At 73.5% G+C, this 13,490-nt stretch carries 11 protein-coding genes; 3 read left to right on the plus strand and 8 right to left on the minus strand.

Annotation, left to right across the window (positions count from 1 at the left end):
* Positions 1-8 precede the first annotated feature (8 nt).
* From ACIQ5Y_RS29585 to ACIQ5Y_RS29605, 5 genes are all read right to left on the minus strand, one after another.
* A complete protein-coding gene (locus tag ACIQ5Y_RS29585) occupies positions 9-1,430 on the minus strand; it encodes a phytoene desaturase family protein (RefSeq protein WP_403887011.1) in 1,422 nt (473 codons plus the stop codon).
* 23 nt (positions 1,431-1,453) lie between these two features.
* The gene (locus tag ACIQ5Y_RS29590) at positions 1,454-2,083 is read right to left on the minus strand and encodes a DUF4126 domain-containing protein (protein WP_403887014.1); all 630 of its coding nucleotides are present in this window, start codon (positions 2,081-2,083) and stop codon (positions 1,454-1,456) included.
* A 149-nt stretch (positions 2,084-2,232) separates the two neighbouring features.
* Positions 2,233-2,634: a DUF3040 domain-containing protein gene (locus tag ACIQ5Y_RS29595; protein ID WP_403887017.1), complete on the minus strand. Its 402-nt coding sequence runs from the start codon at positions 2,632-2,634 to the stop codon at positions 2,233-2,235.
* Between the two features lie 274 nt (positions 2,635-2,908).
* Positions 2,909-3,667 carry a methyltransferase gene (locus ACIQ5Y_RS29600; RefSeq protein WP_403887020.1) on the minus strand — a complete coding sequence of 253 codons (759 nt, stop codon included), beginning with the start codon at positions 3,665-3,667 and terminating at the stop codon, positions 2,909-2,911.
* A gap of 89 nt (positions 3,668-3,756) precedes the next feature.
* Positions 3,757-4,251 carry an SAV_6107 family HEPN domain-containing protein gene (locus ACIQ5Y_RS29605; protein ID WP_403887023.1) on the minus strand — a complete coding sequence of 165 codons (495 nt, stop codon included), beginning with the start codon at positions 4,249-4,251 and terminating at the stop codon, positions 3,757-3,759.
* A gap of 191 nt (positions 4,252-4,442) precedes the next feature.
* On the opposite strand from ACIQ5Y_RS29605, the gene ACIQ5Y_RS29610 reads away from it, so the two are divergent.
* From ACIQ5Y_RS29610 to ACIQ5Y_RS29620, 3 genes are read left to right on the plus strand one after another with little or no spacing between them, the layout of a single operon-like run.
* On the plus strand, positions 4,443-5,327 hold the full coding sequence (locus ACIQ5Y_RS29610; RefSeq protein WP_403887026.1) for an ATP-binding cassette domain-containing protein: 885 nt from the start codon (positions 4,443-4,445) through the stop codon (positions 5,325-5,327).
* Complete coding sequence (locus tag ACIQ5Y_RS29615) at positions 5,299-7,386, plus strand: YhgE/Pip family protein (protein ID WP_403887029.1); 2,088 nt, start codon at positions 5,299-5,301, stop codon at positions 7,384-7,386. The genes ACIQ5Y_RS29610 and ACIQ5Y_RS29615 overlap by 29 nt, the downstream gene beginning before the upstream one ends.
* 14 nt (positions 7,387-7,400) lie before the next feature.
* On the plus strand, positions 7,401-8,051 hold the full coding sequence (locus ACIQ5Y_RS29620; protein ID WP_403887032.1) for a TetR/AcrR family transcriptional regulator: 651 nt from the start codon (positions 7,401-7,403) through the stop codon (positions 8,049-8,051).
* A 557-nt stretch (positions 8,052-8,608) separates the two neighbouring features.
* On the opposite strand, the gene ACIQ5Y_RS29625 is transcribed toward ACIQ5Y_RS29620, so the two are convergent.
* The 3 genes from ACIQ5Y_RS29625 to ACIQ5Y_RS29635 are packed head-to-tail and all read right to left on the minus strand — an operon-like array spanning position 8,609 to position 13,400.
* Positions 8,609-11,020 (minus strand): transglutaminaseTgpA domain-containing protein, encoded by a 2,412-nt coding sequence (locus tag ACIQ5Y_RS29625; protein ID WP_403887035.1) that lies wholly within the window; start codon positions 11,018-11,020, stop codon positions 8,609-8,611.
* Positions 11,017-12,390 carry a DUF58 domain-containing protein gene (locus ACIQ5Y_RS29630; protein ID WP_403887038.1) on the minus strand — a complete coding sequence of 458 codons (1,374 nt, stop codon included), beginning with the start codon at positions 12,388-12,390 and terminating at the stop codon, positions 11,017-11,019. Before ACIQ5Y_RS29630 ends, ACIQ5Y_RS29625 begins: the two co-directional genes overlap by 4 nt.
* Positions 12,390-13,400 carry an AAA family ATPase gene (locus ACIQ5Y_RS29635; RefSeq protein WP_403887041.1) on the minus strand — a complete coding sequence of 337 codons (1,011 nt, stop codon included), beginning with the start codon at positions 13,398-13,400 and terminating at the stop codon, positions 12,390-12,392. The genes ACIQ5Y_RS29630 and ACIQ5Y_RS29635 overlap by 1 nt, the downstream gene beginning before the upstream one ends.
* Between the last annotated feature and the right edge of the window lie 90 nt (positions 13,401-13,490).

A 13,490-nucleotide genomic window follows, 5' to 3' on the forward strand; every position in this document is an offset into this window, starting at 1 on the left:
CCAGTGGCCTACTGGGAGCCGCGGAACTCCGCGCCCTCCACGATCAGCCCGGCCACCAGGGCCCCGGTCATCCCGGCGTGCGGCAGCCCACCGCCCGGGTGCGCCCAGCCGCCCGCCAGGTACAGGCCGGGCACGGCCGTGGCATTGGCCGGGTAGAGCAGCCGGCCCCCGGCCCCCGCGAGGGCGGGCGCCGGCACCGAGCCGCCGGCCGCGCCCGTGGCCGCCTCGATGTCGGCAGGGGTGCGCACCTCCTGCCACAGCAGGCGCTCCCGCAGCCCTGGAACGGCCTTCTCGGCGAGTTCCAGGAGTTCTCCGTCCCCGGGGACCCGGGGGCCGCACACGGCGCTCACGGTGACCGCCTCGTGGTCCGCGTCGGGCCGGGTGGCGGGGTCGTCGGGGCGCATCACGGTGACGTCCGCGCCAAGGGAGTGGACCAGCGTGCGGTGGGCGGCGTCGGCCGGTCGGGCCCCGCGCAGCGCGAGCAGCAGGGTGACCCGGCTCGGCACGCCCTCCCCGCGGGCGGGCACCGCCTCCCGGGGCCAGGGCAGGGACCGGGCCGGCAGCTGCCGCGGGTCGATCCCGCAGACCACGGAATCGGCCTCCACCTCGGTGCCGTCGGCCAGCAGCAGCCCGGACGCCCGGCCGGCGGGCGCGAGCACCTCGCGCACCTCCGCGCCGAAGACGAAGGCGACGTTCCGTTCCAGGCAGCGCTCGTACACGGCGGTGGCCAGCGCCCGCATCCCGCCGCGCACGTACCAGCTGCCGAAGGTCTGCTCCATGTACGGGAGCACGGCCGCGGAGGCGGGCGCGGTGGCGGGGTCGAGCCCGTACGAGCGGACCAGGCCCGTCAGCAGTTCCCCGAGCGCGCCGCCCAGCTCCCGGTCGGCCACCTCGGCGAGGGTCGGGGTGCGGCGGCGCAGCAGGCCGCTCCGGCGCAGGGCGGGGTAGGGGTCGCCGCCCAGGGCCCGCCGGGCCTCGCCCGTGCGCAGCGGCTCCTCCAGGAGCGGGCGGCGCGTGGCGTCCCAGACGTCCCGGGCACGGCCCAGCACGGCGTTCCAGCGTTCGCCCGCACCCGGGCCGAAGGCGGTGTCGAGGGCGGCGGCGACCCCGCCGCGCGAAGCGCCCGGCAGGGTGACGTCGATGCCGTGGTGGGGGAGGACGTGCCGGACGGCGGGGTCCACCTGGACCGTGTCCACGCAGTCCTCCAGGGACCGCTTGCCGGTCTTCACGAACAGGTCGCGGTAGACGGCGGGCAGGTGCAGCAGTCCGGGGCCGGTGTCGAAGGCGAAGCCGTCGCGCTCGTACCTGCCGAGCGCTCCGCCGTAGGTGGTCCCCCGCTCGTACACCGTCACCCGGTGCCCTGCCACGGCCAGCCGGGCCGCCGTCGCCATCGCGCCCATCCCGGCGCCGATCACCGCAATTCGTGCCATGCCGCCGAGCCTATCGAGCCCCGTCAGCGGTACGGCGGGGCCCCGGCGGTCTCACGGGCTCCGGGACCCAGGCGCTTCTCCTCGCGGCGCTGGGCGCGCCTGCGTAGGAAGCGGCGGATCCGGCTCCATAGGAAGATCAGCAGGGCCAGGCCGGCGGCCAGTATCACGGCCGCGATGATCGCGGCGGCCCCCGGGTGGAAGATCGCGAAGGTGACGATGCCGGCCACGCCGAGGTCCTCGGCCGTGCTCACCACGATGTTGCTGAACGGCTCGGGCGAGGTGTTGATCGCCATCCGGGTGCCGGCCTTGATGAAATGGCTGGCCAGCGCGGTGGAGCCGCCGATGACGCCGGCGGTGATGTCGGAGAGCGAACCGCTCTGACCGGCCAGCAGGGCTCCCAACACCGCACCGGTCAGGGGACGGATCACGGTGTGGACCGAGTCCCATATCGAGTCCACGTACGGGATCTTGTCGGCGACCGCCTCGCACAGGAACAGCACGCCGGCGACGATCAGCACGTCGGTGCGTTGCAGGGAGGCGGGGACCTCGTCGGTCATGCCGGTCTTGCCGAAGATGCCGAGCAGGAGGACCACGGCGTATGCGTTGATCCCACTGGCCCAGCCGCTGGTGAAGACCAGAGGGAGCACATTCACGCGATCATCATGCCGCAGTCGGGGGCCGAACGGGTGTGGATCGCGTGCGGAATCGGGGAGCGCGGAGGTGACGGGTGGCACAACGGCGAGGGGACGGCCACCGGGCGGTGGCCGTCCCCTCGTTCACGTTGGTTCCGGGGCCGGTGGTGCTAGTGCCCCTGCTCGTCACGGCGGCGCTGCCACCGTTCCTCGATGCGGGTCATCATCGACCGACGCCGGCGGTTCCGGCCGTGGGCCGAACCGCCTGTACTGCCGGAGACGGGCTGCTCGCCAGGCTTGGGGGCCTTGCGCCAACCGGTGACCACGAGAACCGTGCATCCCAGCATGACGAGGAAACCCACCACGCTGATCCAGAGCACGTTCGGAATGATCACACCGGTCATGAGGAGCGCGATACCCACCACAATGCCTGCGACTGCCTGGTAGACCCGTCGCCGGGTGTACGTACGCAGTCCGCTTCCCTCAAGCGCTGTCGCGAACTTGGGATCTTCGGCGTACAGCGCTCGCTCCATCTGCTCGAGCATTCGCTGCTCGTGCTCCGAGAGCGGCACGGGAGTCCTCCTCATCCGTCGGTCGCGGGGGGTAGCGACCAGGGGTCCCCTTCAGGATAGGCGGGGAACCGCCCCCGTGATACCCGCCCTCTACGCCACGTTCCTAAAAAAGCAGTGCCGGAAAGAACTGCGTATCCGTCCGGCCTTGTGAGCGGCCACTGAGGCGATTGTTCCCCAATGATCCGTCCGCCATGCCGTTCGGTCACTCGATCATACGGGGCCGAGCGTCGTGGCGGAGGGTGTGTGGCCGACTCCATGCGAGGAAGATCGCTGATCAGCCCTGCTTCTCGCCCAGCACGTGCAGCTGAGTGGCGACGGCGTGGAAGGCGGGGAGCTCCGCGGCGGCCTCCTCCAGGCGGAGCAGGGCCTCGACCGCGCCCGGCTCGGTGTCCACCAGGACGCCCGGGACGAGGTCGGCGAAGATCCGTACGCCGTGGACCGCGCCGACCTCCAGACCGGCCCCGCCGACCAGCTCGGAAAGCTGTTCGGCGGTGAAGCGGCGCGGCACCGGGTCGCCTGAGCCCCAGCGGCCGGCCGGGTCGGTGAGGGCGGTGCGGGCCTCCGTGAAGTGGCCGGCCAGCGCGCGGGCGAGCACGGCCCCGCCGAGACCGGCGGCCAGCAGGCTGAGCGTGCCACCGGGGCGCAGGGCGGCCACCGCGTTGGCCACGCCCTCGGCCGGGTCGTCCACGTACTCCAGCACGCCGTGGCAGAGCACCACGTCGTACGCGCCCTGCTCGACGACCTCCAACAGGCCCTGGGCGTCGCCCTGGACGCCGCGGACCAGGTCGGACAGCCCGGCCTCGGAGACCCGGCGCTCCAGCCCGAACAGCGCGTTCGGACTGGGGTCGACCACGGTGACCCGGTGGCCCAGGAGGGCCACCGGCACCGCGAACTTGCCGGTACCGCCACCGGTGTCGAGCACGTCCAGCACATCCCGCCCGGTCGCCTTCACCCGGCGGTCGAGAGCCTCCTTGAGGACCTCCCACACCACGGCGGTGCGAAGGGAGGCGCGGGGGCGGGAATTGTCCGACACGGCTGATGGCTCCTCGGCGCGCTAGGGAATCGGGTGGGCCGTCAGTGCCCCACCCGGTCCCACCCTATTGCCTTGCGCAGCCCGGCAGCTCATCCCGCGTCCGGACGCTCCGGACGAGGTCCCGGCAAGGGCCCGGGGAGGGTCTGCGCCGGCGGCCGCAGGGCCAGCATCCGTTCCACGAGGCGCAGGAACATCGAGGCGGCGCGCACCAGATCGTCCGCCTCCCGGGGGCTCGCCGCGCCCGCTATCCCCGCCTCGGCCCGGGCCCGGCGCGCCGCGCCGGAGGCGAAGAGCGCGCTCCACTCCGCGAGCTCCGGCGCTATCTCCGGGAGCACCTCCCACGCGCTGCGGATCCGGGGCCGCCGCCGCGGGTTGACCGGTTCCGGCCGCCCGCGCGCGGCGAGCACGGCCGCGGCGGTGCGCAGCGCGGCCAGGTGGGCGGTGGCGTACCGCTCGTTGGACCGGGTCAGCCGCGCCGCCTCGGCCAGGCCGGCGCGGGCCTTTTCGAGCAGGTCGAGCGCGGCCGGATCGGCCGTCGACTTGCGCGGGACGGGATGGACAGGGGACGGGGACGGTGTGGCCATGACGAACCTCCTGTCGATGCCTTGCACGTGTGTTGCTGCCTTGTCCCCATCGTGACGGGCGCCACTGACAATCGCGCTGACCTGCGGTTTTGCGACCACCGGCAGGGCAACTACCCCCTCCTGCGCACTTGGTGCGGAAAGAGGTGCTAGTTTTTGAACTGACCGGTCAGTTCAAAAAGAAGGGGGACGGCGTGGACAGCCCGCACGGCGCGGCCGTCAAAGCCGAGAACTTCGGACTCAAGGGCCCGCGCGGCTGGGCCTTCCGGGGAATCGGCATCGACGCGGCGCCCGGCTCGCTCATCGCGGTCGAAGGCCCCTCCGGCAGCGGCCGCACCTGCCTGCTCCTCGCCCTCACCGGACGGATGAAGGCCACCGAGGGCCACGCCGAGATCGGCGGCCACCGGCTGCCGAAGCGGATGACCGCGGTCCGCAAGACCGCCGCCCTCGGCCCGGTCACCGGGGTCAACGAGCTCGACCAGGCCCTCACCGTCGCCGAGCAACTGCGCGAGGGCGCCCTGCTCCAGCGCCGCTACGAGGGATCCGTCCGCGCCCTGCTGCGCCCCCGCGACGAGCGCGGCGCCGCGACCGCCGCCCGCATCGACGCCGCGCTCGCCGCCGCCGGACTCGACCTCGACACGCTGCCGAAGGGCGCGCGCACCTCCGTACGGGACCTGGAACGACTGGAGTCCGTACGGCTGTCGGTGGCCATCGCCCTGCTGGGCGAGCCGCGGCTGCTGGCCCTGGACGACCTCGACCTCAAGCTCTCGGACGCCGAACGCGAAGAGGCCTGGGCCATGCTCCGCCGGATCGCCGCCGCGGGCACCACCGTCCTCGCGGTCTGCAGCGAGGCCCCCGCCGACGCGGTGGTCCTGCGGACCGCCGCGTCGGAACCGCAGGCCGTGCCGAGGGACGGGCGCACCGCCGGCGCCGGAAAGATCACGTGGGGAGCCCCCGCGAAGAGCGCCGCCGCCGGCCCGGACCAGGCCGCCGACACCGATGCCGGGACCGGCACCGACACAGACAACGAAGACACGAAGGGGGCGGACGATGCGCTCGCCGAAGCTGGCCGCGCTTGAGCTGAAGCGGTTCGGGCGGGGGAAGCTGCCCCGGGCCGCTCTCGTCGCGCTGCTCCTGCTGCCGCTGCTCTACGGAGCCCTGTACCTCTGGTCCTTCTGGGACCCGTACAGCCGCCTCGACAAGGTGCCCGTCGCCCTCGTCAACTCCGACCAGGGCGCCACCGTCGACGGCAAGCACATCGACGCCGGCGGCGAGATCACCAAGAAGCTCCACAACAGCAAGACCTTCGACTGGCGCGAGGTCAGCGCCGAGGAGGCCGCCAAGGGCCTGGAGAACGGGACGTACTACCTGTCCCTCACCATGCCCGCGGACTTCAGCCGGAAGATCGCCTCCAGCTCCGGCCAGGACCCCACCACCGGGGCCCTCCAGGTCCGCACCAACGACGCCAACAACTACATCGTCGGCTCGATCTCACGGACCGTCTTCTCCGAGGTCCGCTCGGCGGCGTCCACCAACGCCTCCCGAGGCTTCCTCGACAAGATCTTCGTCTCCTTCTCCGACCTGCACGACAAGACCGCCGAGGCCGCCGACGGCGCCGACAAGCTCAAGGACGGCGCGGGCAAGGCCCAGGAGGGCGCCAAGGAGATCGCGGCCGGCCTCGACACCGTCGAGGAGAAGAACGGCGAACTGACCGGCGGGCTGAAGAAGCTCAACTCGGCGGCGGCCAAGCTGGAGACCGGTACCAAGGACATCGCCGCCGGCACCCAGCAGGTCGCGGACAAGGTGGGCGGCACCGCCTCCCAGGTCCGCCCCTACCTCGACAACCCCAAGCAGCTCGCCGACACGGCCCTGCTCGTGGCGGACACCGCCCAGGTCGTCAACAACCACCTCGAAACCTTCGGCAAGAAGGCCCCGGCCGCCGCCAGGGTCAGCAAGCAGGCCGCGGCCCTGGCCGCCGACACCTACGCCCGCACCTGCACCGGTTCGGCCCCCAAGCCGCTGCCCGCCGCGTGCGCCGACATGAAGAAGCTGAAGGACGCCACCGCGGAGGCCGCCCGGCTCACCGGAGACGTCGACACCCTCGTCAAGGACTCCGGCGGAGACCTGGCCGCCCTGCGCAGGCAGCTCACCGACCTGGAGAAGCAGGCCCGCAAGCTGGCCGCGGGCGCCCCCGGCCTCGCCGGCAAGCTCGACCAGGCCGTCGCCGACGTCAAGGCCCTCAACGACGGCGCCCACAAGGTCGCCACCGGCATGGGCCAGCTCCACGCGGGCCTGGGCAAGGCCACCGACGGCTCCGCGGCCATCGGCGAGGGAGTCGGCAAGATCGGCGACGGCGCGCACAGCCTCAGCGGCGGCATGTACAAGCTCGTCGACGGCACCGGCGAACTCGCCGGCGGCCTCCACGAGGGCGTCGACAAGATCCCCGACTACGACGACCGGCAGCGCGACGCCCGGACCGAGGTCATGGCCGACCCCGTCCGGCTCGCCAACCAGTCCCTGCACAAGGCGCCCAACTACGGCACCGGCTTCGCCCCCTACTTCATCCCGCTCTCCCTCTGGGTCGGCGCGATGGTCGCCTACATGCTGATCGCCCCGCTCAACAAGCGGGCCCTGGCCGCCGGCGCCTCGCCCTGGCGGATCGCCCTGGCCGGCTGGCTGCCCGTGGCGGGCCTCGGCGCGGCGCAGGTGGGCGCGCTGATGTCCGTACTCCACTTCGGACTCGGCCTGGAGATGGCCCACCCGGCGCTCACCATCGGCTTCCTGATGCTGGTCACGGGCTGCTTCGCGGCGATCGTGCAGTGGCTCAACGCCAAGTTCGGCGCGGCCGGGCGGATCCTCGTCCTCGCCGTGCTGATGCTCCAGCTGACCTCGGCGGGCGGCACCTACCCGGTGCAGACCAGCCCCGGCTTCTTCAACGCGATCCACCCGTACCTGCCGATGTCGTACATCGTCGAGAGCCTGCGCCACCTGATCAGCGGCGGGCCGCTCACCGCGGTCTGGCAGGGCTGCGGGGTCCTGCTCGCCTTCACGGTGGGCGCCCTCGCGCTCACCGCGCTGGCCGCGCGCGGCAAGCAGGTGTGGACCATGGACCGGCTGCACCCGGAACTGAGCCTGTAGGGAGCGGTTGACCTGTGAGAATCAGCGCCATGGAAAGCAGCACCGGCAGCACCACCGGTACCAGCGCGGGCGGCCGACGGCAGGCCACGCGGCAGAAGCTCTACGAGGCGGCCGTGACGCTCATCGCGGAGCAGGGGTTCTCGGCGACCACGGTCGAGGAGATCGCCGAGCGGGCGGGCGTGGCGAAGGGCACCGTCTACTACAACTTCGCCAGCAAGAACGACCTCTTCGAGGAGCTGCTGCGGCACGGCGTCGGACTGCTGACCGCGTCCCTGCGGGAGGCCGCCGAGACCACCGAGGCGCGGGGCGGGACCCGGGTCGAGGCGCTCGACGCCATGATCCGGGCCGGTCTCGTCTTCATCGACCGCTACCCGGCCTTCACGCAGCTGTACGTCGCCGAGCTGTGGCGGACCAACCGGACCTGGCAGTCCACGCTGATGGTGGTCCGCCAGGAGGCGGTGGCCGTCGTGGAGAAGGTGCTGGCGGAGGGCGTCGAGCGGGGTGAGCTGAGCGCGGAGATCGACGTGCCGCTGACGGCGGCGGCGCTGGTCGGGATGGTGCTGGTGGCGGCGCTGGACTGGCAGTCCTTCCAGCGCGAGCGGTCCCTGGACGACGTCCACTCCGCGCTGTCGCTGCTGCTGCGGGGGCGGGTGAGCGGCCACTGACCCCCCGGTCGGCGGTGTCCGCGCGGGGCGCGGAGCCCGTACAACTGGTGGGGCCCCGCCGCGGCGACTGAGTATCCGTACCTAGACGCGGATATGAGTAGCCGCGCGGATGGGCCCCCACCTGCGCGGACGCCAGACTGGGGACACCGGACGGGAGACCGGCCCGCACCGCCGACACGGGGCTGCGGAGCGGGTCGGGACTCCCCGTCCGGCAACGGGGGTGAAGCGACGGCGCGGCCGGGCTCGGGGGGATCGAGCCTGGCCGCGCCGTCGCGTTCCCGCGGGTGGCCGGATGCCGCGCAGCCGCCTGTCCGGTGCGGCTCAAAGATCCGGGGCTCCGCCCCGCACCCCGCTCCTCAAACGCCGGAGGGGCTTGATTTCGCTGCCGTCGTCCGCCGGACGGGCTGGACAGGCCGCAGGGGCACTGTCCAGCCCGTCCAGGGGGCACCTCCCAGCGGTAGCTGGGGGAGTTTGAGGACGGGGTCTGGGGCGGAGCCCCGGGGAACGGTGGAAGGGCGGGTAGGGGACATGCAGCGCAGGGCACGCCCCCGGCCCCCTCAGCCGCGGCCCCGGAGCGGGAGGCGTAGCCGCACCGCGGCCAGGCGAGCCGACACCGTCGAGGTCACGGCGGCCCAGCGGCGCGACACCGCCCAGGAGAGACGGGCCGCCGAGCGGGGGAGCAGGAGCGCGCGCAGGCGCGATCGGCGGGTCACCGCCGACAGGAGGCCCGCACGGGCCAGCAGGACGTCGGACGCCAGGCCCGGGTACGAGACCTCCGCGCCCGGCGGCGCGTACAGGGAGCGTTCCACCGCGCCCGCCACCCGGTGCACGGCGGCCGCCGCGTCCGGCCCCAGCCGGCCCAGCTCCATCACGCGCGCCGCGGCCCGGCGCGGGGACAGCGCCTCGTCCGGCGGCACGCCCACGTCCCACGCCGCGTCACCCAACTCCCGCCAGGCCTCCAGTGCGTCACCCGAGCCCAGCCGGCGCGCCCGCAGCCTGGTCCGCCACAGCAGCGGCAGCAGCGGCAGGCCCAGCACCGTCAGCGCGGCCACCGCCCACAGCGCGACCGTCGTCGCCGACGGTCCGCCGCCACCCGACGAGCGCTGCGCCGCCGCGGCCGCACCGCACTCGCCGAGCTTCTTCATGTCCGGCGGGCAGTCGTCCGCCTTCGACGGGGCGGCGGAAGGCGCGGGCGTGCTCGCCGACGGCAGCGGCGCCGGCGCGGACGGCTGGGTCGGCTGCGTCTGCGACCGGGAGTAGTCCGGCGTCGTGATGCCCGACCGGGGCGTCGGCTCGAACCGGGTCCAGCCCACGCCCTCGAAGTACAGCTCGGGCCAGGCGTGCGCGTCCCGCATCGAGACGTTCACGCTGCCGTCCGCCTGCTTCTCGCCGGGAGTGAAGCCCACGGCCACCCGCGCCGGGATCCCCAGCGAGCGGGACATCGCCGCCATCGAGAACGCGAAGTGGACGCAGAAGCCCTCCTTCTCGGCGAGGAACCTCGCCACCGCCTCCGAACCGGTGCCCGAGGCGGTCTTCGTGTTGTAGCGGAAGCCGCCGGTCACCGCGAAGTAGTCCTGGAGCCTGACCGCCCGCGTGTAGTTGTCCTTCGACCCCTGCGTCACCTGGCGGGCCGTCTCGGCGACGACCGGCGGCAGGTTGTCCGGCAGCTTGGTGTACTCGGCCAGGATGGTCTTGTCCGGTTCCGGGGCCTTGGAGAGCTGCTGGGCCGTGGGCTTCAGCAGCAGGCTCCGTACGGTGTACTGCGCGCCCTGGACGCTCTGGAACCTGTCCTTCCCCAGCTGGTCGCCGACCAGGGTCCGACCCTCCGGCTCGAACCGCCACTTCCCGCCGATGTCCACCTGCGTCGCCGGGTACGGCATCGGCAGGTACCGCTGGGTGTAGCTTTCCGCCGCCGAGACGCTGGTACGCACCTCGGTCGCGTTCGCCCGGATCGCCGCGTTCAGCCCGGGAGGCTTCGGCAGTTGCTCGGGGACGTCGGTCAGCGCCCGCCCGGATGCCTCCCACTTGACCCCGTTGAACTCGTCGAGCGCCAGGATCCGCAGGTACTGGTCGCTCTGCTGGGGGCTGTCGGTGCGGTACTTCAGCACGACGCGGTTGTCCTGCGCGTTCAGGCTGCTCTGCAGCGACACCAGCGGGTTGACGGCCGAGATCGTCCCGCCCGCACCGTTGCCGCCGTCCTCGCCCCGCGCGCCCAGCAGCCCGCCGCCGAGTGCGGGCAGCGCCGCCGGCACCGCCAAGGCGACGCCCAGGGCCACCGCGCCGATCCGCCGCCCGGTCCGTACCGGGGCCGTCGCCTGCCCGCCCGCACCGCCGCCCAGGCCGGAGGAGGCCGAGTCCCGGTCGCGGGGAGCCGCGCCGAAGACCCGGCCCCACTGGGCGAGCCGGTCGCGGCCCTCGGCCAGCAGCATCAGCAGGTAGCCGCAGCCCGCCAGCAGGAAGGAGAACCAGGAGGCGTTGCCGCCGCCCGACAGGCCCGCGGCCACCGAGTACAGCGCGAGCAGCGGCAGTCCGGCCGCCGCGGCCGTACGCGCGGTGACCGCCAGAGCGTCCACCAGCAGCCCGATCAGCAGCACTCCGGACAGCAGGAGCAGTCGGATGCCGTCCGTCAGCGGGGCGGGGATCGCGAACTCGCCCACGTCCTGCGCGCCCCGGGCGAACAGCGCCCCGAAGTCCGTGACCAGGTAGGCGAAGGGCCCCTGGCCGGTCGACTCGCCCTTGCCCAGGAACAGGAACATGAGCAGCAGCAGTGACACCAGGGCCTGCGCGGCCACGGTCAGCGACCGGGCCGGCGCCACCCGCCGGGCCCCGGCCCCCACCGCGCTCTGCACGGCCAGCAGCAGCGCCGCCTGGAGCAGCCAGCCCGACGACTGCACCAGCGGGGTCAGGGACCACGAGGTGAGCAGTGTCGCCAGTGCCGCGAACAGCGTCAGTCTCGCCCGCCCGCTCATCCGCGTCCTCCGGAGGTTCCCGTGCCGAGGGGAGCGGCCCCGGCCTGTCGCCACAACTCGCCGAAGGCCGCCCCGGGCGGGACGGCCACCGCTGTCCAGCCCGCGTCGCGCAGCCTGCGCAGCCGCTCCTCGACCGAGGGCAGGTCCTGCGTGAGCGCGGGCTCACCGGCCCAGGTCGCCGAGTCCAGCACGAAGGCCACCGCGCCCCCGGCACGTTGGCGCATCTTGGCCGCCAGCTCGGTCTGTACGTCGTCCAGGTCCCCGAAGAAGGCGATGAGGAGGCCGTCGCCGCCGAAGCCGCCGCCGCCCTGGCCGGCGCCGCGCACCGCGTCGTTGGCGCGGGAGATCCCAGCGCCGTCGGAGTGCCCGATCACCGCGAGGGTGTCCATCATCAGTCCGGCCGCCTCCGCGGACTCGTGGCCGCCGGAGGAGAAGCCGCCGGCTCCCTCGCCGGGCACCGAGGTCCCGGTGTCGGTGAGCAGCCGCACCGAGAAGCCCTGCTCCAGCAGGTGCACCAGGGTGGAGGCGGCCGCGGACACGGCCCACTCGAAGGCGGAGTCGGGTCCGGCGCCCTCGAAGGCGATGGCGCGGGTGTCCAGCAGGACGGTGGCCCGGCTGCGCTGCGGCTGCTCCTCGCGGCGCACCATCAGCTCGCCGTAGCGGGCGGTGGAGCGCCAGTGCACCCGGCGCAGGTCGTCGCCGCGCCGGTAGGTGCGCGGGATCACGTCGTCGTCGCCGGCCAGGGCCAGGGAGCGGCGGCTGCCGTCGCCGTAGCCCGAGGAGTCGCCCGCCAGCCGGACCGGTGGCAGGGGCTCGGTGCGGGGGATGACGGTGAGGGTGTCGTACGTGCTGAAGGAGCGGGTCAGCTCGACCAGTCCGAAGGGGTCGGTCAGGCGCAGCTGGAGCGGGCCCAGCGGGTAGCGGCCGCGCAGGTCGGAGCGGACCCGGTAGGACACCTCCCGGCGCCCGCCGGGCTCCACCCGGTCCAGGACGAACCGCGGGCGCGGGCCCAGTACGTAGGGCACCCGGTCCTGGAGCATCAGCAGGCCGGTGGGCATGCGGGACACGTTGTCCATGCGCAGCTGGACCCGGGCCTCGGCGCCCGCGGGCACCCGTCCCGGGGTCAGCCGGCGGCTGCCGGAGACCCGGTGGCGGGTGCGGTGCAGGGCGATGACGCAGATCAGCGGCAGGGCGGTGAGCAGCAGGCCGACCCGCAGCAGTTCGCCCTGGCCCAGTACGTAGGCACACGCGGCCGCGGCGATCCCGGCGGCCAGGAACGAGCGGCCGCGGGTGGTCAGCCCGGACAGCGACGCGCGCAGCCCGCCTCCGCCGTCCTCGCCACCGGCGCCGCTCGGGGCACCGGTGCTCATCAGAAGCTCCGGATGCCGGCGCCGGGCGGCATCTCGCCGCGGGGGTGCGCGGCCGGTACGGGGGTGCGCTGCAGGATGTCGGCTACGACCTGCTCGGCGGTGCGCCGGTTCAGCTGGGCCTGCGCCGTGGGCAGCAGGCGGTGCGCGAGGACCGGTGCGGCGAGGGCCTGGACGTCGTCGGGCAGGACGTAGTCCCGGCCGGAGAGCGCGGCGGAGGCCTTCACGGCGCGCAGCAGGTGCAGGGTGGCGCGGGGCGAGGCGCCCAGGCGCAGGTCGGGGTGGCTGCGGGTCGCGGAGACCAGGTCGACGACGTACCGCTTGACGGGCTCGGCGACGTACACCTCGCGGACGGCCTCGATGAGCTTGATGATCTCGTGGGCGTGCGCGACGGCCGTCAGGTCGTCGAGCGGGGAGAGCCCGCCGTGCACGTCGAGCATCTGCAGTTCGGCGTCGGGGCCGGGGTAGCCGACGGAGACGCGGGCCATGAAGCGGTCGCGCTGGGCCTCGGGGAGGGGGTAGGTGCCCTCCATCTCCACCGGGTTCTGGGTGGCGACGACCATGAAGGGGCTCGGCAGCGTGTAGGTGGTGCCGTCGATGGTGACCTGGCGCTCCTCCATCGACTCCAGCAGCGCGGACTGGGTCTTGGGGGAGGCGCGGTTGATCTCGTCGCCGATGACGATCTGCGCGAAGATCGCGCCGGGCTTGAACTCGAACTCGCGGCGCTGCTGGTCGTAGATGCTGACGCCGGTGATGTCGGAGGGCAGCAGGTCCGGCGTGAACTGGATGCGCTGCACCGAGCAGTCGATGGACTTGGCGAGCGTCTTGGCGAGCATCGTCTTGCCGACGCCGGGAACGTCCTCGATCAGCAGGTGCCCCTCGGCGAGGAGCACGGTCAGCGCGAGGCGGACGACCTCGGGCTTGCCCTCGATCACGCTCTCGACCGAGTGGCGCACCCGCTCCGCCGTGCTCGTCAGATCCGCGAGGCTCGCTCGGTCGTCATACGTCGTCACCTTGGTACTCCTCGGCCCAAATCCAGGGCCGACGCCCTTGGCGCATGACCGGCCCACCCCAAAACGCGGACACCGGCCCGGGGGGTCCCG

The sequence above is a fragment of the Streptomyces sp. NPDC096339 genome (assembly GCF_044762985.1).
Taxonomy (GTDB): domain Bacteria; phylum Actinomycetota; class Actinomycetes; order Streptomycetales; family Streptomycetaceae; genus Streptomyces.